Below are 20944 nucleotides of genomic sequence, written 5' to 3' on the forward strand. Positions count from 1 at the left end.
CTAAGCCTAACCAACTGCTTGCTGCAGGTGTTTTACATCACCTTCGCCGCTGTCACCTCGACCTCGACCAGAAACTCCGGCCGCGTAAATCCGCCGACGATGATCAGCGTGGAGGCCGGCTTCGGATCGAGTATATAGCGGTCGCGCACGGCCATATAGGCAGGAAAATCCTCGCGTTTCGTGACGAAACCGGAAATGCGGATCACGTCGGAGAAGTCCATGCCGGCTTCATCGAGGATCACCTTGATCGCCTCGAAGCAGAGTTCCGCTTGGCTAGCGACATCTGGTGGAATGCTATCGTCGAGGGCAATGCCGAGCTGGCCTGATGTGACCAGCAGACTCGCGCCTGATGGCACCAGCAGGCCGTGATTATAGTTGCCGAAGGGGCGGCGAACGGAGGGCGGATTGAAAGTTTTCTTCATCGGCATCGTTTCCCATTGGTCGCGCCGATTTCAGCATTTCACCGGCAGCCGGGCAAGCCGTTCAGAGCGCTTGCGCCGGCTCCACCGCCCGGTTTCGCCGCACTTCCAGCAGGATATGGCCAAAGAGCGCGATAAGCACGATCGGGCCGCCGATTAGCGTCGCCTGCGATGGCCGTTCAGCGAGGAATATCCAGACCCACAGAGGCGTCAGCGGCACCTCGAGCGAGGTCAGCAGGCTGGCATCGGCGGCCGGGATCAGCCGCGAGCCGAAGGTATAAAGGCTGAGACCCATGGCGTTCTGGATGATGCCGAAGGCGATGATCAGGCCGAGATCATGCCCGGACACCATCGCCGGCGAAGCGAACCAGAAGGTGATGAACGAGCAGAGCCAGGCGGACAAGGCCATCGCTGGCAGCATAGGCACATCCCGGTGCTGGCGCATGACAACAGCGAGACCGGCGACCGACAACGTCATGACGCAGGCCAGGCCCTTGCCGAGCCAACCACCGCCCCCGTTGCCGCTTACCTCACCGGAGAGCATGACCAGCACGCCGATGAGCGCCACGACGCTGGCGACCAGCGTCGCCATGCTTGGGCGCTCCTTGATGAAGACATAGGCGACGCCCGCGGTGACGAAGGGCACCGTCGCATAGATCACCATCGCATCGGCGACGGAGGTATAATAGATCGAGCCGATGCCGCTGATCATGGACGTGGTGGAAAACACCGTTGCGGCCAGCGACGGCCAGCGCATGGAGCGAAGAATTCGCCAGGCCCTGCCGCGCTCGATATAGAGAAACAGCGTGAAGACGCCGAGCCCGGAGACGATACCCCGGCAGAAGAGGATGGTCATCAGATCCGCGTGGATCAGGCGGACGAACAGGCCGGAAGTCGACCACGCCAGGGCTGAAGCCGCCACGTAGATCACGCCCAGCCGATATTGCTGCTGCTCCGCCAGCGTCACCACGAATCCCTCCGAACCCTTTAGGCTTAGACTATTAGCGAGCACCAGGAGAGCCCACAAGCGATGCCTGCGGCGCAAAATGTCGTTGATGAGAGAGGAGGTGTCGCGGCTGCAGAACCGCCACGCCCATCTCGGCCCAAACCAGCGCTTGCGTCTTGCGGATATTCCGTATGTCTTTAGGGTACCGAATATTCGGCAGAGGGGGAATCAATGCAGCTATTGCTGGCAGGGCTTTTTGCGTGCGGCTGCGTGAGCCTGGTCGACGCCCCGCTATGGCCGGCTGCCGAAAGCTACGTCAATACGGCAACGGAATGTAGCCAAAGCGGCGATCCCGGCAATTGCCGGCACACGCGCGATATGTGGAAGAGCGAATACGACGCTGCGACCGAGGGAAAATATCAGAACCAGCGAAAGGTCGCACTCTGCCTAAGCACAGGCTGCGACAATGCCATCCAGCCCGACAGTATCCGCGGCTGCGCCTGGCGCATGGTCATCGTGAATTCGAGACACGCGGAGCTGGACAATACCGACACCGAGAATCTCAACCATTTCTGCGGGTCCGCTTATATCGATCAAGCGGGACGGCGCGCAGCCGAAGTCCAGGCGAAGACGATGCTGGAACTCCTCGGGATGCGACCGGGCGCATAGCAGTCGGTACCGCCATGCGCCCGATTTCATTCACACTTGAGCATATGGCGCGAAGAAGCCGCGGATCGCCTCGATCTCATTCGGGCGGATATCGTGGCCGCCCGAATGCCACTCCAGCGTCACCTCGGCTTTCTGCCGCGTGAAATAATCCGCGAGCGCCTTGGTCACCGGCGCCGGCGAGATCGGATCGCGTTCCCCAGCGGTGATCAAAACCCGGCTGCCGTCGAGCTTGGCGTTGTCACGCGGCTGGAACGGGATCAGCGGATGCATCAGCACGGCGGCATCGAAGAGATCGCCGTGTTCGATCAGCACATTGGCGAGAATATTCGCGCCGTTGGAAAAGCCGAGACCAAGCACCTGCGAGGCGCCGTGGTCGACGGCCAGGCTCTTCACATAGGCGGCCATCTTCTCGGTGGCCCGGGCAAGGTCCGCCATGTCGTAGACGCCCTCGCCCGTGCGCCGGAAGAAGCGCGCTGCGCCATGTTCCGAAACGTCGCCACGCGGCGAGACGATGGTCGCCTCCGGCAGCAGGCGGCTGCCGAAATCGAAGAATTGGTTCTCGTCGCCGCCCGTGCCGTGGAGGGCAAACAGAATAGGTTTGCCGGGTGCACCGGGCTTCACCCGGTGCACATAGGTCGTATTCGTCATGATCACCCCCTGTTTAAGCGTCCAGCGGTTCGAGATGCTGCTCGAGCAGTGCCCGCAGATGAGCGTGCTGTTCCGGCAGCTTCAGCGCCTCGCCGAGATGGGCCGTATCTTCGTCTCGGTTGAAACCGGGCTCGTTCGTAGCGACTTCGAACAGCACGCCGCCCGGCGTACGGAAATAGATCGCCCAGAAATAGTCACGGTCGATAACCGGCGTAACCTGATATCCCGTATCCATCAGCGCCTTGCGCACTTCGAGCTGTTTTGCGCGGTTCTCGACGGCAAAGGCAACATGGTGGACGGAACCCGCACCGGGAAGTGCACGGCCGATGTTCGGCATGGTTTCGAGATCGACGAAATCGGCACCATTGCCGCCGGGGATAGCCAGCCGCTTGACGCCTTCATGCGTATCGACGACTTCATAACCCATATATTTCAACAGCTCGGCCGTGGCGCCCTCGTCCCTTAGCCGCATGGCGACGGAATGGAAGCCTCGGATAGCATGCTCGGCATCGACGCCGCCATGCGTCCAGGGCTGACGATCGTCATTCTTGACCTCGACCAGCGCGAAACCGTCCCCATCGGGACCAGCGAAATGGAGGCGCTTCTGGCCGAAGGATTCATCAGCCTTCAGAGCCTCGACGCCCTGCTTGCCAAGCCGCTCGCTCCAATAGCCGATCGCGCCCTCCGGAATGGAGAAAACGGTATTGCCGACTTCGCCTGTGCCCGGACGACCGCGAGCCATCTTCGGGAACGGGAAATAGGTCATGATCGTGCCGGGCGTGCCGATCTCGTCACCGTAATAGAGGTGATAAACATCCGGCGCGTCGAAATTGACCGTCTTCTTCACGCGGCGCAGGCCAAGCGTGTCCGTGAAGAACTTATTGTTGGTGCGGGCATCTTCCGCCATCGAGGTAACGTGGTGAAGACCCTTGATCTGATTGAGCATCTTTAACCCCTTGTCTCGCCCGCAACGGCAGGCGTTTCTCATGAGCAGAAGATGGTCCCACAGCCCGTTTTTCGATAGCCCCCAATAGCCAAACGGATTGTCTCCGATTATTGAACGACAAATGGCGGTCGTTCAATACATCAGCCATTACCCGGATCGCTCGGCAAAGCCCAGTCGATCGGATCCTTGCCATGTTCTGCCAGATAAGCGTTCGCCTTGGAAAAATGCCGGCAGCCGAGGAAGCCGTTATGCGCCGACAGTGGCGATGGGTGTGCGGCTTTCAGCACGAGGTGCCGCTCGGTATCGACGAAGGCGGCCTTCTTCTGTGCGTAGGAGCCCCAGAGCATGAAAACCACGCCGTCGCATTCGTCGTTGACACGGCGGATGACGGCATCGGTGAAGCGTTCCCAGCCCTTGCCCTGATGCGAGGCGGCCTGTGACTCCTCTACCGTCAGCACACTGTTGAGCAGAAGCACGCCCTGCTTCGCCCAGCTTTCGAGAAAGCCGTGACGCGCCGGCGGGACGCCGAGATCGGTTTCCAGTTCCTTGTAGATATTGACGAGCGACGGCGGGATACGCACGCCGGGGCGAACGCTGAAGCAGAGCCCATGCGCCTGCCCGACGCCGTGATAGGGGTCCTGTCCAAGGATCACGACCTGCACTTCATCGAGCGGCGTCAGGTCCAAGGCCCGGAAATATTCGCTGCCGCGCGGAAAAATCACCTTGCCGCGCTGTTTCTCTTCGACAAGAAAGGATTTGAGCTGCTGCATATAGGGGCTGACGAATTCCTGTGACAGCGCCTCTTTCCAGCTTTCCTCCAGCTTGATGCCCGCTTCCGCCATCGTCCCTCGCCTCCATCTTTCGTCAGCATGTCGATTGAGGATGAAAGCGCCAGCGTGTCAAGAAAAGGACTTCCATTGCGGCAGGCAGATCACAGCTTTCCGGCGGCGGACGTCGCCAGAGACGGCGATTGCACTCTCTCCCCCGTCGAGATCAGCAACGCTTCGCGTTCGGCCTCCGGCATGGCACGTACGCGTCGCCTCACCGTGAAGCGGATCGCGGCAAATCCGGCCAGCATCAGCACCACTTTGCTGCCAATACCGAAGGCCGGCATGACGACCGCCCATATGGATAGATCAAAGGCTGTGGCAACGAATACATTGAGCGCAGCGGACAGGAACATCAGGCCAGCCCAGACAAAGCCCACATAAGTAGCGACATCGGGCGCGACTGCGCGGGCAATAGCCGGCAGATACCGATTCATCCAGCCCGGCTTAAGCATCACCACGCCGACAATCGAATAGATAACGCTCGGCTTGAATAGTACGAAACGCGGATCGTCCGTCAGCAGCGTTGCCGCGCCTGCAGCAATGACCAGAAAGAGGCTCAGCCACTCCATGGTATCGATTGGCTTCCGTCGAAGGTATTGTATTCCGATTTGGACAAGGCCAAACGCTATCGCCGAGCAAGCCGAAAGGGTCGCATTATGCGTGAGGGAAAGCAGAACGACGAAAAATAGGCTGGAGGCCAAATCGGCGAGCAGTAGCCTGACCGCATCGAAAAAGCTTTTCACCGCACTTCGGCCCTTGTCGCGACTTCTGTAACGGTCATAAAGCCACCAGCCATCGACATCAAGAGATGGCACTCAATCTTTCCGTAATCACCCCTTAACCCGCGCCATTTGCGGGTCATAGAGCGGCTTCAACGACACCTGGCAGGGCACGCGGCGTTGGGCAACGTCGAGTTCGTATCGGCCGCCAAGCACGAAATCCTCGCTGACCCCATCCGCATTGCGGACATAGCCGTAACCGATCGGCTTGCCGATCGTGTAGCCATAGCCGCCGCTCGACAGCCAGCCGACGCGTTGGCCGTCGCGATAGATGGTCTCGCGACCGAGCAACACGGTTTCGGGATCGTCGGGCACGAAGCAGGCGAACAACTTCTTCACCCCCGAAGCCAACTGCCGCTCGATGGCCTCCCGGCCGCGGAAGGCGATGTTCTTCTTCATCTTCACCGCCCAGGCGAGCCCTGCCTCGACCGGCGTATGGTCGGGACCGATGTCGGAACCCCAGGCACGAAAGCCCTTTTCCAGCCGGCAGCTTTCGATCGCGCGATAGCCGGCATTGATCAATCCGTGATGACGCCCGGCCGCCATCAGCGCATCGTAGACCGTGGCCGCATATTCCACCGGCACATGCAGCTCGTAGCCGAGTTCGCCGACATAGGTCATGCGCAGCGCTCGAACCGGGCAGCCGGCAATGCCGATGGTCTTCACTCGCAGGAACGGAAATGCGGCGTTCGAAACATCGTTCGAGGTGACGGATTCCAGCACTCTGCGCGAATTCGGCCCCATCAACGACAGCACTGAATAGGCAGAAGTGATATCCACCAGTTCGGCATGCATCTCGGCCGGGATATTCCTGGCGATCCAGTCGAAATCATGCGTGGCAAAGCCCGTGCCTGTCGTGATGTAAAATTCGTTCTCGGCGACGCGCGCCACGGTGACATCGCATTCGATGCCGCCTTTGTCGTTCAGCATCTGCGTGTAGGTCAGCGCGCCAACCGGCTTGGCGACGTCGTTGGACGCGATCCAGGAGATCGCCGCTTCGGCATCTCGCCCCTTCAGCACGAATTTCGCAAAAGACGTCTGATCGAAGATCACCGCCGCCTCGCGCACCGCCCTATGCTCACGACCGACCGCAGCAAACCAGTTCTGGCGGCCGTAGCTGTAGATATCCTTCGGCTCCTCGCCGGCAAAAAGGTCGGCGAACCAGTTCGGACGCTCCCAGCCGAGCTTTTCGCCGAAACAAGCGCCCTGCGCCTTCAGCCGATCATAGAGCGGCGACTTGCGGCAGGGGCGGCCGCTCGAATGCTCCTCGAACGGCCAGGCCATGGTGTAATGCTTGCCATAGGCTTCCAGCGTGCGGGTGCGCACCCAGTCCGTATCGAAATGCGGGCGGCCGAAACGCCTGATGTCGACGGGCCACAAATCATAGGGCGGTTCGCCCTTTGCAACCCATTCGGCAAGCGCCATGCCCGCCCCGCCCGCTGACGCTATGCCGAAGGCGTTGAAGCCAGCACCGACGAAGAAGTTTCGAAGCTCCGGCGCTTCGCCGAGGATGAAATTGCCATCGGGCGTAAAGCTCTCTGGCCCGTTCAGAAGCTGCTTGATGCCCGCCGTCTGCAGCGCCGGCACGCGCATCAGAGCCTGCTCCATGATCTGCTCGAAATGACCGAAATTGCTATCGAGCAGCGTGTAATGAAACTCCTTGGGAATGCCGTCGATCGCCCAGGGGATCGGATTCGGCTCATAGCCGCCCATCACCAATCCGCCGACCTCTTCCTTGTAATAGGTCAACCTGTCGGGATCGCGCAGCGTCGGCAGGTTGGAGGGGACGCCGAAGGATTCGGTGATGAGATACTGATGCTCGACGGAGACGAGCGGCACGTTGACGCCGAAGCGCGCGGCAAAGCTGCGCGTCCACTGCCCGGCACAGACCACAACACGCTCGCATTCGATGCGGCCCTTGTCGGTGATGACAGCGCGAATCCTGCCCTTATCGATCTCCAGATCGAGAACTTCGGTGTCCTCGAAAATCGAAACACCGGCCATGCGCGCGCCCTTCGCCAGCGCCTGGGTGATATCGGAGGGATTGGCCTGCCCATCGGTCGGCAGATAGGCGGCACCGATCAGATCGTCTATATCCATTAGAGGCCAGAGATCGAAGGCCTCCTTCGGCGTCAGCAGATGCATTTGCAGCCCGAAGGATTGCGCCGTCGTCGCCTGTCGCTTGACTTCCGTCCAGCGTTCCTCATTGCAGGCAAGGCGCAGGCCGCCGTTCATCTTCCAGCCGGTGGCAAGCCCCGTCTCCGCCTCCAACCTCTTATAGAGATCGACGGAATAGCCGAGCATCTGGGTGATATTGGCGCTGGTACGCAATTGCCCGACAAGGCCTGCGGCATGGAACGTCGTGCCCGAGGTCAGCTTCTTTCGCTCCAGCAGGACCGTGTCTGATAGCCCGAGCTTGGCAAGGTGATAGGCTGTCGAACAGCCGACGATACCCCCGCCGATGACGACCGCCTTCGCTGTTTGGGGCAGTTCTTTCATCGCATCACCTCAAGAATTCCGGAATGATTGATAGGCACGTTCAAATCGCGCCAGATTTTCGCTCGTATAGGCTGAATAATCGAAGTCGATACGGGAATGGATTTCGGAAACCATGCTCCACATCGTCTCGCGCAACAGCGAAGCGCATTTCATTGCCTGATAGCGCCGACGTAGCTCGTCGCTCACCGGCGCCTCGAAATAGGCTTCCAGCATCGCCGTTTCCTGGCTTTCGGAGAATTCGTTGTTGGAAGCAAGACCACCGAGATCGAAGAGCGGCGTGTTGAAGCCGGCATAATCCCAATCGATCAGCCAAAGCCTTGTTCCATCGTCGAGGAAATTGCCGGGCAGAAGATCGTTATGGCCGAAAACGATGTCGAAGGGTCGCGCGGCCTGTTCCAGTCGCTCGGCGATATCGAGGAAGGAAGGCAGCAATGCTCCATGACGGCTACCGCCCTCTTCGAGAAGGGCGGCATAGTCGCATACCACATGAAAAACCCAGAAGATGGCCCCTGCGCCGCGAAAGTGTTTCGCAACATTCTGGTGACAGGAACGGACAAGCGGTACGATGCGCGCTAGCATCAAAGGGTCGCGAATATCCTCCGCGACCAGCGGCTTTCCGTCGATATAGTCCAGCACGAGAACGCCTGGCTCGGAATGAACGACAGCGGGCGACAATCCCGCCGCATGCGCAGCCTTGCTCGCGGCCAGTTCGTTGGCACGTCTGATGTGGTGAACCGGGATATCCGTCCCGAGCCTGACCACGAAACGCCGGCCGCTATCGGTGACCAGGTAGTTGCGATTGGTGATGCCGCCCACGAGCGGAGCGATATCGATCGATCCGCGCCAAATGCCAAGAGCCTGTATCTTGTCTTCGGGCGTTACGATCATCCCTCCTCCAGCGCTAAAATCGCGCGTCTTTTGGATGTAAAAGGTTCCTCACAAAAGGAGAACTGTCAAGAACTAGCCACAAAATGAAACGCTCATTTGGTTTTTTGTTGGATTTTGCGGGGAATAAGGTCTAATCCCTATTAGGCTATGGATATTTTCAACAGAAAGCTTCACCGTAAGTGAGATTTGACTTAAAAATTCAATCTCGAGGTGATTGGAACGAGATGACTTGCGTTTGAGTCGTTATCCCGCTCCAGATGTTTGATCAGGCATGGTCTTATCCGCAAGCCGCTTCGCACGTTTTGGGATCATGCCTTAGCTAGGATCGATACCATGTCGGACATCTCGCAGGTGCCGCTGCATTCGAACCATCGGGAACGCGAGATCCTGGAGGAGCTTCGGCTCGCGGGCGGCGCAAGCCGTATTCAGTTTCTCGCCGAGCGGCTGGCGGTTTCGGAGGAGACCATCCGCCGCAATATCCGCAGCCTGGAGGCCAATGGCCTCGTCACCAAGGTGCACGGCGGCGTTCATATCAAGGACTCGATCATCGAGCAGCCGCTGCATTTCCGGATGAACGAGAATGCCGAGGCCAAACGCATGATCGCGGCCCGCGTCGCGGCAATGATCCAGAACGGCGATACGCTCTTCCTCGACATAGGCTCCACGACGGCCTTCATCGCTGTGGCGCTCCAGAAACATCAGAACCTGTTCATTGTCACGAACGCCGTCTCGGTCGCCCATGCGCTCGCGACCCGCAACGGCAATCGCGTTTTCTTCGCCGGCGGCGAGCTGCGCAGCCATGACGGCGGCGCCTTCGGCACGGAAGCGACCAACTTCCTCCGCCGCTTCAACGTTCGCCATGCCATATTGTCCGTCGGCGCCGTTAACGCCGTGTCCGGCTTCATGCTGCACGATCTGGAGGAGGCGGAATATTCCCGCGAAGCCGCACGCCGCTCCGAAAACCGCATCATCGTCGCTGATAGCGCCAAATTCGGCCGCAGCGCCCCGATCGTCATCGATGATCCCGCCATGTACGATATGATGGTCACCGACGACCTGCCGCCCCCAGATATCCGCGCCATGCTCGACCGCAACGAGATCGATCTCGTCGTCGCCAATCAGCGCCGGATGGAACAGCTCTAACCAGAGCGGTTCAGCTTTCGCCATTCCGGAACAGCGCGCTCCCCTATTCCTATTGTTACTTAACTCCTGCACATGGCTTCCAGGGTCAGCGCCGCCTTGCTGGCATGGCGCTCTTTGTGGCGCAGCAGACGGAAGCTGCGGACCGGCAGGTCGAAGGCGGCCCGCACCAGCAATCCCCGTTGCAGATAAGCCATGGCCGCCGCACTGGAAATCGCCGTGGCGCTCTGCCCATAACAGACCGCCGACAGCACGGCCTCATTCGACGGCAGCACCAGTGCCACGCTGAGATCATGCGGTGAGGTGCCGAGCTTGATGATGGCATTTTCGAATTCGGACCGCGTACCCGAACCTTCTTCGCGCATCACCCACGATGTACCGGTGGCAAGATCGTCAACCGACAGGCTCCGGCCGTCGGCCCAGGGATGATCTGGCGGCACGACGATGACAAGCGCGTCCGGTGCAACGACTTTCATCGACAGGGCCGGCGTATCCACCTCCCCTTCGACGAAGCCCAATTCGGCCGTGCCTTCGATGACTGCCTCGGTGACCGTGCGTGTATTGCCGATCGTCAAATCGAGCTCGATGCCGGGATAGTCACGGTGAAAGCGCATCAGCACGGGTGGCAGCCAGTAGCTGGCGATGGTCTGGCTGGCACGCAGGCTGAGCCGGCCACGCTGCAGGCCACCGAGTTCGGAAAGCATGAGCTCCGCCGATCGCACCCGAGCCAGCGTCGCCTTCGCCTCGCCGAGAAAGGTCCGGCCGGTTTCCGTCAGCTCGATCCGCCGGCCGACACGGTGAAACAACTCGACGCCGTAATACCCTTCGAGGTTCTTGATGGCCGCGCTGACGGCCGAGGGCGTCAAATGGATGGCCTGTGCAGCGTGGGTCAGATGTTCCCGCTCGGCGACGGCGACAAAAATGGCGAGTTGCTCGAAGGTCATGGGAAATCATTCTAATTAATCGAACGAAACATAGGATAATATTCGATGGATGTCGACAACAGGAGGTGAGACTTTCTCTTCATAGCAAATTCTAAATAGCCGAACGGCGGTTCCGCATGTCCCTTTTCCACCGCGCCAATATTATCCTCCCCGGCCTTGCCCTGACGGGCGTCGTAGCCCTTCTCGCCTATGCGGGCGAGCACATTGAGATCGGTATTCTCGGCGGTCGGTGGATCGAGAGCCTGGTGCTCGCCATTGCGCTCGGTATCGTCGTCTGCACCGTAAAGCCGCTGAAGCCCGCCCTGCGCCCCGGCATCGATTTCAGTGCCAAGATCCTGTTGGAAATCGCCATTGTCCTGCTCGGCGCCTCGATCAGCCTCTCGGCCATCGGTGGCGCCGGTGTCTGGTTGATCGCCGGCATCGCCATCGTTGTCGTGCTGTCGATCGCGGCCACCTACACGATCGGCCGGCTGCTCGGCCTGCCGCCGAAACTGGCGACACTGATCGCCTGCGGCAACTCCATCTGCGGCAACTCGGCTATTGTCGCCGTTGCCCCGGTCATTGAGGCCGGTTCGGAAGAAATTGCCGCCGCTCTTGCCTTCACCGCCGTGCTCGGCATCGCCGCCGTCTTCCTGCTGCCGCTGCTCTATTTCCACGCCGGCATGAGCGTGCCGCAATATGGCGTGCTGGCCGGCCTGACCGTCTATGCCGTGCCACAGGTACTTGCCGCCACTGCGCCGATCAGCCTCCTTGCGGTACAGACCGGCACTCTGGTCAAGCTGGTCCGCGTGCTGATGCTTGGGCCTGTCATCTTCCTGCTCGGTATCCTCACCAAGACCGAAACGGCAGGGATGGATAGCCGCACGGGCCATCGCCACTCGCTGGTTCCCTGGTTCATCTGCGGCTTTCTGGGGCTGATGGCCCTGCGCTCTTTCGGCCTGATCCCGGACGCGCTGGTCACGCCGATGGCTGTGATCTCCAACATCCTGACGGTGATTGCGATGGCAGCACTCGGCCTGTCGGTGAACATTCGCTCCGTTGCGCATGCCGGCGGCCGGGTAATCACCGCAGCTACGCTATCGCTGCTGACGCTTGGCGTCATCAGCTATGGGCTGATTGCCGCTCTGCAAATCCAGTAGGTCCGGCATTGCCGTGGGAATTGTCGGAAGCCCGCTTCGGATCTGGCTTCTGAGCCGATGCCAGCAGTACGGCGATCTCATTCCCCGGCGAGGGATAACCGAACGCATAGCCCTGAAGTCCGTCACAACCGGCACGCGCGAGGAGCCGCGCATGGTCCTCGGTTTCGACGCCCTCGGCGATGACCTCGACGTTGAGCGCTCTTGCTATTTCCACGATCGCACCCACCATGCGGCGCTGCTCGTCCGAGACGGTAATTGCCGTCACCAACTGCCGGTCGATCTTCAGCCGCTTCGGCTTCAGCTTCACAAGGCCGATCAGTGAGGCATGGCCAGAGCCGAAATCGTCGATCTCGATCTCGATACCCATCTTTTTGATTGTGTCGATATTGGCGAGCATTTTGTCGTCGGGATCGTCGAGGAAGATCGTCTCGACTAATTCGAAGGCAATGGCATGGCTTGGGATATTCTGAGCCTGCAGCCGTTCGATCAGGTGCGGATCGGCCAGACGTCTTCCCGAGATGTTGACGGCGATACGCGGCGGCGTCAGGCCCTGCAGAGCCCAGGCGGCACGGTCGAACAGTGCGCGGTTCAAGATGGCCGCATCGATCTCTGCCGTCAGCCCGTATTCCTCAGCCACCTTGAGGAATGCTGCCGGCGCCAGCAGCCCCTTCTCCGGATGCCACCATCGGGCCAGAGCTTCCAGTCCCACGATCCGTCGGCTACGCGCATCCACCTGGATTTGGTAGAAAGGCACGATTTCATGCCGCGTCAGCGCCAGCCGCAATTCCTCTGCCAATTGCCGTTCTGCCTGCAGATCGGATTGCAGTTTCGGCGTGAAGAACTCGACGCGGTTGCGGCCGAATTTCTTGGCTTGATAGAGAGCGATATCGGATTCCGCCAGCAGATTGCCGGCGCTGCCGACAGCGCTCCACGCTGCACCGATCGAAGCTCCCACCTGCAGCATTTCATGATGAAAGCGAACATCACGCTGCAGCCGCCAGAGAATATCATCGGCAATGGTTCTGAGTTCATCGGCACTATCGAGATTGACCAGCATCACGACGAACTCGTCGCCGCCAATGCGGGCGACCATATCATCAGCCGCTATCGCCCCGGAAATCCGCACCGCCGCATTCTGCAGCGTCAGATCGCCAGCCGCATGCCCCCATTTGTCGTTGATCTGCTTGAAACAGTCGAGATCGATATGGAGGACGGCCAGCGTCTTGACGGTAGCATCGGCGCACAGTTCCGCCAATCGGCGATCGAAGTAGCGGCGGTTGGGCAGGCCGGTCAGATAGTCGTGGTCGGCGGCATGTTCGATGTCAGCACGGCTCTGCTCCAGCGCGATTGCGCGAGCTTCCGCGACTGCTTTCTGGTTGCTCAGCTCGCGGTTCATCAGGACATCAGCCGTGACGTCCCACTCCGCACCGATGAAGGACGGCGCGCCATCAGGTCCCTCGTAAAAATGGGCCCGCGAGCGCAGATAGCGTATCTTCCCTTCGGGCAGGATGATGCGAAATTGCGAGTTATAGAAACCCTTTTCCGTAATCGCTGTCTCGAACTCGGCGATTGCCCGCTCGACATCGTCAGGATGAAGAGCGCTCAGCCAGATCGCAGACGACACTTTGCGGTCGGTACGGCCGGTCTGGTAGAGCTTGTGCATCTGCGTATCCCAGAGCAATTCCTCTTCATTCAGATTGTGCTCCCAGACGCCGATTTGGGACGTCTCCAGCGCCAATTCCAGCCTCCTCAAGAGATCTTGGAACTCCTGTTCGGATCGCCCTGATACCGTCTCTTCCACCGAGTTCGAACCCCCTTCGGACACATGGAAAGTTTGCATAATTTCAACGATATCTTCGCATCACTCCCTTTAACGATATTTAATAACCCCTCAATAGGTGCGGGCTTTCGCCCGCAACTCCCGGTGCGATCAATTTGTGGTTAATGATTATGGCGCGGCGGATTGGCCGCGAGGTTGCGGAAATCGGCAGCGCCTTCGAGTACTGCGCCATCGGAAAGCTGCGTGACCGAGCGGCGGTAGATGCGCTGCCAAGGCGTCGCTTCCGGCGGAACTGCCGGAATGCCGTCACCCTTGCGTCGCTCGATTTCCGTCTCGTCCACCAGCATGTCGCAGCGGCCTTGATTGAAATCGATGCGGATGGTGTCGCCGGTCCGCAGCCATGCAAGGCCACCGCCAGCCGCGCTTTCCGGCGAGGCGTTCAGGATCGACGGGCTGTCGGCGGTACCCGATTGGCGGCCGTCACCGATCGTGGGCAGGCTGCTGATGCCACGCTTCAGTAAGGCATCCGGCGGCTGCATGTTGACGACTTCGGCAGAGCCCGGCCAACCGATCGGCCCTGCCCCGCGAATGACGAGGATCGTGTTCTCATCGATACCGAGATCGGCATCGTTGATGCGCCTGTGATAGTCCTCCGATCCGTCGAACACCACCGCCCGGCCTTCGAACACGCCCTCGCGGCCCGGCTCCTGCAGATAGCGGCGGCGGAAATCCTCCGAAACGACACTCATCTTCATGATGGCGAAATCAAAGAGATTGCCCTTCAACACCAGGAAGCCGGCCCGCTCCTTCAGCGGCTCGGCGAAAGGACGGATAACCTCGCGGTCTGTCGCCTCCCTGTCCTTCAGGTTCTCCGCCATCGTCTTGCCGGTAACCGTCGGACAGTCGCCATCGAGCTTGCTGGCCTGCAACAGCTCCCACATGACGGCCGGCACGCCGCCGGCGCGATGGAAGCGCTCGCCGAGATAGGCTCCCGCCGGCTGTACATTGGCGAGCAGCGGAATGTCGAAACCATGAACCTGCCAATCATCCGGATGCAGCTCGACCCCGGCATGCTTGGCCATGGCCGCCAGATGTGGTTGCGCATTGGTGGAGCCGCCGATCGCCGAATTGACCTTGATGGCATTCAAGAATGCTGCACGGGTCAGGACATCCGATGGCTTGATATCTTCCAGCACCAGTTCGACGGCGCGCCGCCCGGTGCGATAGGCCATCTGCCCGCGTTCGCGATAGGCGCCGGGAATGGCGGCACAGCCGGTGAGCGACATGCCGAGCGCCTCCGCCATGGCGTTCATGGTCGAGGCCGTGCCCATGGTGTTGCAATGGCCGATCGAAGGCGCCGAGGCGAGCGACGCCTCCATAAAGCCCTCTTCGTCGATTTCGCCAGCCGCCAGCTTGCGGCGCGAGCGCCAGATCACCGTACCGGAACCGGCCAGCTCGCCATCGTGCCAGCCATCGAGCATGGGACCACCGGAAAGGACGATCGCCGGGATATTGACCGTGGAGGCCGCCATCAGCGCCGACGGCGTGGTCTTGTCACAGCCCGTCGTCAACACGACGCCGTCGAGAGGATAGCCGTAGAGAACCTCGACAAGGCCGAGATAAGCGAGATTGCGGTCGAGTGCCGCCGTCGGGCGTTTGCAATTCTCAAAGATCGGATGGGTCGGGAATTCGATCGGAATGCCGCCGGCATCGCGAATGCCGTCGCGGACGCGCTTGGCGAGATCGAGGTGATGGCGGTTGCAAGGCGTCAAGTCGCTGCCGCTCTGGGCGATGCCGATGATCGGCTTGCCGGAGCGCAGCTCTTCCGGCGTGATACCGTAATTCATGAAGCGCTCAAGATAGAGCGCGGTCATGTCGATATGATCGGGATTGTCGAACCAGTCCTGCGAACGCAGACGACGCTTGGGTATGCCGTTGTCGGTCATGTCTTCCTCAGGTCTTTCCTCGGGCATTCTTTTCTTCCAGATGCGCCAGCAAGCCGCTGTGGTCGCTTTCGCCGCCACCCTGCTCCACGAATTCGGCAAACTCTGCCCGGACCGCTTCGGTCAGCGGCAGATGAAGCGACAGGCTTTTGGCAGCGGCAAGAACCGCGTCGAGATCTTTCAATTGGTTGCGCGACGTCCCGCCAGGTACGAAATTGCGCTCGATCATGCGCTGGCCGTGCAGCTCCAGAATCCGGCTTTCGGCAAAGCCGCCACGAATGGCGGCGCGAAACGCCTCGCGCGAACCGCCGCCGGCTTCGACAAGCAGCATGGCTTCCGCAATCGCGCCGATGGTGACCGCAACGATCTGCTGGTTGCCGAGCTTGGCAAGCTGGCCGGCGCCGCTCGGTCCCACATGCGTGACGCGGCCGAGCGGGGCCATGATGTCGCGGACGCTATCGATGACTTCCGCATCGCCGCCCGCCATGATCGCCAGCGTCCCGGCTGCTGCGCCGACCACGCCGCCGGAGACGGGGGCATCGATATGATGAACGCCGCGCTCGGCAAGCTTTGCCGCATTCTCACGAGCGAATGGCGGCGAAATGGAGCTATTGTCGACCACGACGGCGCCGGGCTCCAACGCTTCAGCGACACCGCTTCCGAACAGAACCTCACTAACCGCACCGGCATTGGTCAGCATGGTGAACAATATGGTGGCACCCTTGGCCGCCTCTGCCGCCGTCGCGGCGACGGTCGCTCCATCCGCCACCAATGCGTCAGCTTTGCTCCGATCGCGGTTCCAGACGGTGACGGCAAAGCCGGCCCCAAGCAACCGCCTCGCCATGGGGGCTCCCATCAGTCCGGTTCCGAGAAAAGCAATCTTCCGATCGGTCATACAATGCGTCCTTCCAATTCGTCTTCAATATGGACCTGAATGATCTCGTCGAAAGAGCTCTCGGCCACAAAACCCAATTCCCTCGCCCGCGTCGCCGTAAAGCCCTGGGCCCAGCCGGAAACGATACGCATCACCAGTTCGTCCGGTTCGCGGCGGATCAACTTTACCGTCTTCTCGCCGGCAATGCGACGGAGAGCCTCGATCTGCTCGCCAACCGTGGCGCTGACGCCCGGCATGGAGAGATTTCGATCCGCACCAACTGGCGCAAGATCGATCGTCGCGCCATGAACGAGAAATCCGACCGCCGAACGAGGCGAAGCATGCCAATGCCGCAGGTCCTCCGGCACCGGTAGCACGGCTTCCATGCCGATCAGCGGCTCCCGCAATATGCTGGAGAAGAACCCGGAAGCCGCTCGATTCGGCTTGCCGGGACGAATGCAGATGGTCGGCAGGCGAATGCCGATGCCGTCGAAAATACCGCGCCGCGTATAATCGGCCAGCAGCAGTTCGCTCATCGCCTTCTGCGTGCCGTAGCTGGTGAGAGGCGTCAGATGGAAATCGTCGGGGATAGGCGTCGGAAAGGGCGAGCCGAAAACTGCGCAGGAAGAGGTAAAGACGATACGTGGACGATAGCCATCCTCGGCATGGGCGGCACGGATCGCCTCGAAGAGTTGCCGCGTGCCATCGAGATTGATGCGATACCCCTTGTCGAAGTCGAGTTCGGCCTCGCCGGAGACGATCGCCGCGAGATGGAAAATCACATCTGGCCGGCGAGCCACGATCTTCTCCGCCGCTCCCGGCGCAGACAGATCCCGGGCGCGAGCCTTCACCTTGCCTGTAAAACCCTGAGGCAGAGGAGGCTCGATGACATCGACCAATGTCAGCCTGCTGATCTCCCGGCCGCCGAGACCGCCATCGGCGATCAACCGTTCCGTCAGTTTTCGGCCGATCATGCCGGCTGCTCCGATGATGGCGATGTGCATGGAATCCTCCTTCACGAATGACGACTAACGGGCGTTCCTCCGGCCCGATGTACGTCAATCATTTGCCTAACCGTTAGATAGACCCATGGCGTCAGCATGCAAACGAAATTGGCAGGCACGAGGTAAAATCTTCGAAAAACAGATTGGCCGAAATGGAAAATATCAAGGCCAAGGTGAGATAAAAAGAAGGGCGAGACCTTGCGGTCCCGCCCCTGAAGTATCGGGCACTGGGGGTAACACCCGACACGGCGTTTTTATTCGGCGGCGATCGGGAGAACCTCTGCCGAATGGGTGTTGTTGTCGTTGTGATGATGCTGCTTCAGCGGACGGTTGCCCGTCAGCCTGCGGATCAGCACGTAGAACACCGGCGTCATGAAGATGCCGAAGAACGTTACGCCGATCATGCCCGAGAACACAGCGACACCCATGGCGGCGCGCATCTCGGCACCGGCGCCGGTCGAAGTGACCAAGGGCACGACACCCATGATGAAGGCCATGGATGTCATCAGGATCGGGCGCAAACGCAGACGGCTGGCTTCGACGGCGGCCTGAACCGGTGTACGGCCTTCGAATTCCAGCTCGCGGGCGAATTCCACGATCAGGATCGCGTTCTTCGCCGACAGGCCGACGAGCACCACCAGGCCGATCTGAGTGAAGATGTTGTTGTCTCCACCCGTGAGCCAGACGCCGGTCAGCGCCGCCAATACGCCCATCGGTACGATCATGATGATGGCGAGCGGCAAGGTCAGGCTCTCGTATTGGGCGGCCAGCACGAGGAAGACCAGCAGCAGCGCCAGCGGGAAAACAACGACGCTGGAATTGCCGGCCAGAATCTGCTGGTAGGTCAAGTCCGTCCATTCGAAGTCTATGCCGGGCGGCAACGTCTCATGCAGAATCTTCTCGATCGCCGCCTGTGCCTGGCCCGACGAGTAGCCAGGCGCCGGACCGCCATTGATATCGGCCGCAAGGAAGCCGTTATAGCGGTTCGTGCGTTCCGGACCGGTGGTGGCGTCCACCTTCAGCAGGGCTGAAAGCGGGATCATCTGGCCCGATGCCGCACGAACCTTCAACTGGCCAATATCTTCCGGTTGAGCGCGGAACTTGGCATCGGCCTGCACGCGGACGCTGTAGGTGCGGCCGAAGGCGTTGAAGTCGTTCACGTAGAGCGAACCGAGGTAGATCTGCAGCGTCTGGAAGACGTCCGTGACGGAGACCCCGAGTTGTTCGGCCTTGGCACGGTCGAGATCGGCAAAGAGCTGCGGCACGTTGATCTGGAAGCTCGAGAAGATGCCGGTGAGTTCCGGCGTCTGGTAGGCCTTGGCGATCACTGCCTTGGCCGCCTGGTCGAGCGCCTGGTTACCGAGGCCGGCGCGATCCTCGATCTGCAGCTTGAAGCCACCTGTCGTGCCGAGGCCGTTGACCGGCGGCGGCGGGAACATGGCGATGAAGGCATCCTGGATGGCGCCGAACTTCTGGTTCAGCGCCATGGCGATCGCCCCGCCCGAAAGGTCCGGCGTCTTGCGCTCGTCGAAGTCCTTCAGCGTCACGAAAACAATGCCGGCATTCGAGGAATTAGTGAAGCCGTTGATCGACAGGCCCGGGAAGGCGATCGCATTGGCCACGCCCGGCTGGGCGAGCGCAATATCGGTCATGCGCTTGATCACGTCCTCCGTGCGGTCAAGGCTCGCAGCATCCGGTAGCTGTGCAAAGCCGATCAGATACTGCTTGTCCTGCGACGGCACGAAACCGCCGGGAACTGTGGTGAACAGGCTGTAGGTCGCCCCCACCAGCGCGAGATAGAGCACCATGACGATGCTCTTGCGCGACACCAGGCCGCCGACGCCCTTGCCGTAGTACTTCGAACCGGCCCCGAACGCCCGGTTGAAGCCACGGAAGAACCAGCCGAAGATCGCGTCCATGAACCGCGTCAACCAATCCTTCGGCGCGTGATGGCCCTTCAGAAGCAGGGATGCCAGTGCCGGAGACAGGGTGAGCGAGTTGAAGGCAGAGATGACGGTCGAGATGGCGATCGTCAGTGCGAACTGGCGGTAGAACTGGCCGGACAGGCCGGAGATGAAGGCGAGCGGCACGAAGACCGCGACGAGGACCAGCGCGATCGCAACGATCGGACCGGAGACTTCCTTCATGGCCTTGTAGGTGGCGTCTCGCGGACTGAGCCCACTCTCGATATTGCGTTCGACGTTCTCGACCACCACGATCGCGTCGTCCACGACGATACCGATCGCCAGCACCAGGCCGAACAGACTGAGCGCGTTGATCGAGAAGCCGAAGACATACATCACCGCAAAGGTACCGATGATCGACACGGGAACGGCGATCAGCGGGATGATCGAGGCGCGCCATGTCTGCAGGAACAGGATGACGACGAGGACGACGAGCGCGATGGCTTCGAGCAGCGTGTCGATCACCTTCTCGATCGAGGCGCGGACGAATTTCGTCGTGTCGTAGACGATCTCGTACTTGACACCCGCCGGCATGGCCTGCTGCAGCTCGTTCATGGTCGAGCGCACGTTGTTAGCGATCTCGATCGCGTTCGAACCGGGTGCCTGGAGAACCGCGACGGCGACGGCCGGCTTGCCGTCGAGCAGCGAACGCAGCGTATAATCTTCCGCACCGAGCTCGACGCGGGCGACGTCGCGAAGGCGGGTGATCTCGCCGTTGGCGCCCGTCTTGACGATGATGTTGCCGAACTCCTCGGGTGTGCGCAGGCGGCCCTGCGCATTGACGTTGAGCTGCAGATCCACGCCCGGCCGGCTGGGTGAGGCACCGATGATGCCGGCCGCAGCCTGGACGTTCTGGGAGCCGATCGCATTGCTGATGTCGCTGGCGGCAAGATTATGCTCGGCCGCCTTCTGCGGATCGATCCACACGCGCATGGAATAGTCGCCGGCGCCGAAGACCTGCACCTGCCCGACACCTTCGATGCGGGCGAGCCGATCCTTGACGTTCAGGGTCGCATAGTTTCGCAGATAGGTGATGTCGTGGTCGGCCCCGTCCGAGACGAGGTTGACGACCATGATGAAGTCGGGCGAGCTCTTGACGGTCGTGATGCCGAGGGCACGGACCTCCGTGGGCAGGCGCGGCTCGGCCTGCGAAACGCGGTTTTGCACGAGCTGCTGCGCCTTATCCGGATCTGTGCCGAGCTTGAAGGTGACCGTCACGTTGAGAACGCCGTCGGACGTTGCCTGGCTGGACATATAGAGCATGCCCTCGACGCCGTTGATCTGCTCTTCGAGCGGCGTCGCCACCGTTTCGGCGATGACGGTCGGGTTGGCGCCGGGATAGGTGGCGCGCACGACAATTGACGGCGGCACGACCTCTGGATATTCGGAGATCGGCAGCGCTCTGAGGCCGATCAGGCCGGCGACCACGATGAGGACCGAAAGAACACCGGCAAAGACCGGGCGGTCAACAAAGAATCTGGAGATGTTCATATCAAAGCCCCCTCCGGGGTGAAAACGGGTGCAAAAACCCT

The 20944-nt window shown here is 60.7% G+C and carries 17 protein-coding genes; 3 read left to right on the plus strand and 14 right to left on the minus strand.

The window, feature by feature from the left end; all coding sequences use genetic code 11:
- Positions 1 to 32 precede the first annotated feature (32 nt).
- Entirely contained in the window at positions 33 to 422 is a 390-nt protein-coding gene (locus tag C9E91_RS14515; RefSeq protein ID WP_107109441.1) for a RidA family protein, read from the minus strand.
- A 61-nt stretch (positions 423 to 483) separates the two neighbouring features.
- Positions 484 to 1389, minus strand: a complete 906-nt coding sequence (locus C9E91_RS14520) for a DMT family transporter (protein WP_245407498.1) — start codon at positions 1387 to 1389, stop codon at positions 484 to 486.
- A gap of 207 nt (positions 1390 to 1596) precedes the next feature.
- Between C9E91_RS14520 and C9E91_RS14525 the strand changes: the two genes are divergently transcribed.
- Entirely contained in the window at positions 1597 to 2034 is a 438-nt protein-coding gene (locus tag C9E91_RS14525; protein WP_107109003.1) for a hypothetical protein, read from the plus strand.
- 30 nt (positions 2035 to 2064) lie between these two features.
- Here the strand turns inward: C9E91_RS14525 and C9E91_RS14530 are convergent, their stop codons facing one another.
- The 6 genes from C9E91_RS14530 to C9E91_RS14555 all read right to left on the minus strand — a co-directional run bounded on the left by C9E91_RS14530 (position 2065) and on the right by C9E91_RS14555 (position 8624).
- Entirely contained in the window at positions 2065 to 2682 is a 618-nt protein-coding gene (locus C9E91_RS14530; RefSeq protein ID WP_107109443.1) for an alpha/beta hydrolase, read from the minus strand.
- A gap of 13 nt (positions 2683 to 2695) precedes the next feature.
- Positions 2696 to 3628, minus strand: coding sequence for a VOC family protein (locus C9E91_RS14535; protein WP_107109004.1), 933 nt, complete (start codon positions 3626 to 3628; stop codon positions 2696 to 2698).
- Positions 3629 to 3768: 140 nt separating this feature from the next.
- A complete protein-coding gene (gene ung, locus C9E91_RS14540) occupies positions 3769 to 4470 on the minus strand; it encodes a uracil-DNA glycosylase (RefSeq protein WP_107109005.1) in 702 nt (233 codons plus the stop codon).
- A gap of 89 nt (positions 4471 to 4559) precedes the next feature.
- Complete coding sequence (locus C9E91_RS14545; RefSeq protein ID WP_245407499.1) at positions 4560 to 5273, minus strand: inner membrane-spanning protein YciB; 714 nt, start codon at positions 5271 to 5273, stop codon at positions 4560 to 4562.
- A 15-nt stretch (positions 5274 to 5288) separates the two neighbouring features.
- Positions 5289 to 7736 carry a GcvT family protein gene (locus C9E91_RS14550; RefSeq protein ID WP_107109006.1) on the minus strand — a complete coding sequence of 816 codons (2448 nt, stop codon included), beginning with the start codon at positions 7734 to 7736 and terminating at the stop codon, positions 5289 to 5291.
- A gap of 9 nt (positions 7737 to 7745) precedes the next feature.
- Positions 7746 to 8624, minus strand: a complete 879-nt coding sequence (locus tag C9E91_RS14555) for a choline kinase family protein (protein WP_107109007.1) — start codon at positions 8622 to 8624, stop codon at positions 7746 to 7748.
- Positions 8625 to 8957: 333 nt separating this feature from the next.
- Between C9E91_RS14555 and C9E91_RS14560 the strand changes: the two genes are divergently transcribed.
- The gene (locus C9E91_RS14560; RefSeq protein ID WP_107109008.1) at positions 8958 to 9767 is read left to right on the plus strand and encodes a DeoR/GlpR family DNA-binding transcription regulator; all 810 of its coding nucleotides are present in this window, start codon (positions 8958 to 8960) and stop codon (positions 9765 to 9767) included.
- Positions 9768 to 9826: 59 nt separating this feature from the next.
- Here the strand turns inward: C9E91_RS14560 and C9E91_RS14565 are convergent, their stop codons facing one another.
- On the minus strand, positions 9827 to 10708 hold the full coding sequence (locus C9E91_RS14565) for a LysR substrate-binding domain-containing protein (protein ID WP_107109009.1): 882 nt from the start codon (positions 10706 to 10708) through the stop codon (positions 9827 to 9829).
- 116 nt (positions 10709 to 10824) lie between these two features.
- On the opposite strand from C9E91_RS14565, the gene C9E91_RS14570 reads away from it, so the two are divergent.
- Complete coding sequence (locus tag C9E91_RS14570) at positions 10825 to 11847, plus strand: YeiH family protein (protein ID WP_107109010.1); 1023 nt, start codon at positions 10825 to 10827, stop codon at positions 11845 to 11847.
- On the opposite strand, the gene C9E91_RS14575 is transcribed toward C9E91_RS14570, so the two are convergent.
- From C9E91_RS14575 to C9E91_RS14595, 5 genes are all read right to left on the minus strand, one after another.
- On the minus strand, positions 11810 to 13687 hold the full coding sequence (locus C9E91_RS14575; protein WP_181316090.1) for a sensor domain-containing protein: 1878 nt from the start codon (positions 13685 to 13687) through the stop codon (positions 11810 to 11812). The genes C9E91_RS14570 and C9E91_RS14575 overlap by 38 nt on opposite strands.
- A gap of 101 nt (positions 13688 to 13788) precedes the next feature.
- Positions 13789 to 15573 (minus strand): IlvD/Edd family dehydratase, encoded by a 1785-nt coding sequence (locus C9E91_RS14580; RefSeq protein WP_107109446.1) that lies wholly within the window; start codon positions 15571 to 15573, stop codon positions 13789 to 13791.
- 7 nt (positions 15574 to 15580) lie between these two features.
- Positions 15581 to 16465, minus strand: coding sequence for an NAD(P)-dependent oxidoreductase (locus C9E91_RS14585; RefSeq protein WP_107109011.1), 885 nt, complete (start codon positions 16463 to 16465; stop codon positions 15581 to 15583).
- Positions 16462 to 17448 carry a D-erythronate dehydrogenase gene (gene denD, locus C9E91_RS14590; RefSeq protein WP_107109012.1) on the minus strand — a complete coding sequence of 329 codons (987 nt, stop codon included), beginning with the start codon at positions 17446 to 17448 and terminating at the stop codon, positions 16462 to 16464. Before denD ends, C9E91_RS14585 begins: the two co-directional genes overlap by 4 nt.
- 254 nt (positions 17449 to 17702) lie before the next feature.
- Positions 17703 to 20903, minus strand: a complete 3201-nt coding sequence (locus tag C9E91_RS14595) for an efflux RND transporter permease subunit (protein ID WP_107109013.1) — start codon at positions 20901 to 20903, stop codon at positions 17703 to 17705.
- Positions 20904 to 20944: the final 41 nt, after the last annotated feature.

It is taken from the genome of Rhizobium sp. SEMIA4064 (genome assembly GCF_003025035.1).
Taxonomy (GTDB): domain Bacteria; phylum Pseudomonadota; class Alphaproteobacteria; order Rhizobiales; family Rhizobiaceae; genus Rhizobium; species Rhizobium paranaense.

Bases quoted from the DNA above. Each gene is read 5' to 3' on its own strand.
- C9E91_RS14515 (WP_107109441.1), bottom strand. From the start codon at position 422: ATGAAGAAAACTTTCAATCCGCCCTCCGTTCGCCGCCCCTTCGGCAAC.
- C9E91_RS14525 (WP_107109003.1), top strand. From the start codon at position 1,597: ATGCAGCTATTGCTGGCAGGGCTTTTTGCGTGCGGCTGCGTGAGCCTG.
- C9E91_RS14530 (WP_107109443.1), bottom strand. From the start codon at position 2,682: ATGACGAATACGACCTATGTGCACCGGGTGAAGCCCGGTGCACCCGGC.
- C9E91_RS14535 (WP_107109004.1), bottom strand. From the start codon at position 3,628: ATGCTCAATCAGATCAAGGGTCTTCACCACGTTACCTCGATGGCGGAA.
- ung (WP_107109005.1), bottom strand. From the start codon at position 4,470: ATGGCGGAAGCGGGCATCAAGCTGGAGGAAAGCTGGAAAGAGGCGCTG.
- C9E91_RS14550 (WP_107109006.1), bottom strand. From the start codon at position 7,736: ATGAAAGAACTGCCCCAAACAGCGAAGGCGGTCGTCATCGGCGGGGGT.
- C9E91_RS14555 (WP_107109007.1), bottom strand. From the start codon at position 8,624: ATGATCGTAACGCCCGAAGACAAGATACAGGCTCTTGGCATTTGGCGC.
- C9E91_RS14560 (WP_107109008.1), top strand. From the start codon at position 8,958: ATGTCGGACATCTCGCAGGTGCCGCTGCATTCGAACCATCGGGAACGC.
- C9E91_RS14565 (WP_107109009.1), bottom strand. From the start codon at position 10,708: ATGACCTTCGAGCAACTCGCCATTTTTGTCGCCGTCGCCGAGCGGGAA.
- C9E91_RS14570 (WP_107109010.1), top strand. From the start codon at position 10,825: ATGTCCCTTTTCCACCGCGCCAATATTATCCTCCCCGGCCTTGCCCTG.
- C9E91_RS14575 (WP_181316090.1), bottom strand. From the start codon at position 13,687: ATGCAAACTTTCCATGTGTCCGAAGGGGGTTCGAACTCGGTGGAAGAG.
- C9E91_RS14580 (WP_107109446.1), bottom strand. From the start codon at position 15,573: ATGACCGACAACGGCATACCCAAGCGTCGTCTGCGTTCGCAGGACTGG.
- C9E91_RS14585 (WP_107109011.1), bottom strand. From the start codon at position 16,465: ATGACCGATCGGAAGATTGCTTTTCTCGGAACCGGACTGATGGGAGCC.
- denD (WP_107109012.1), bottom strand. From the start codon at position 17,448: ATGCACATCGCCATCATCGGAGCAGCCGGCATGATCGGCCGAAAACTG.
- C9E91_RS14595 (WP_107109013.1), bottom strand. From the start codon at position 20,903: ATGAACATCTCCAGATTCTTTGTTGACCGCCCGGTCTTTGCCGGTGTT.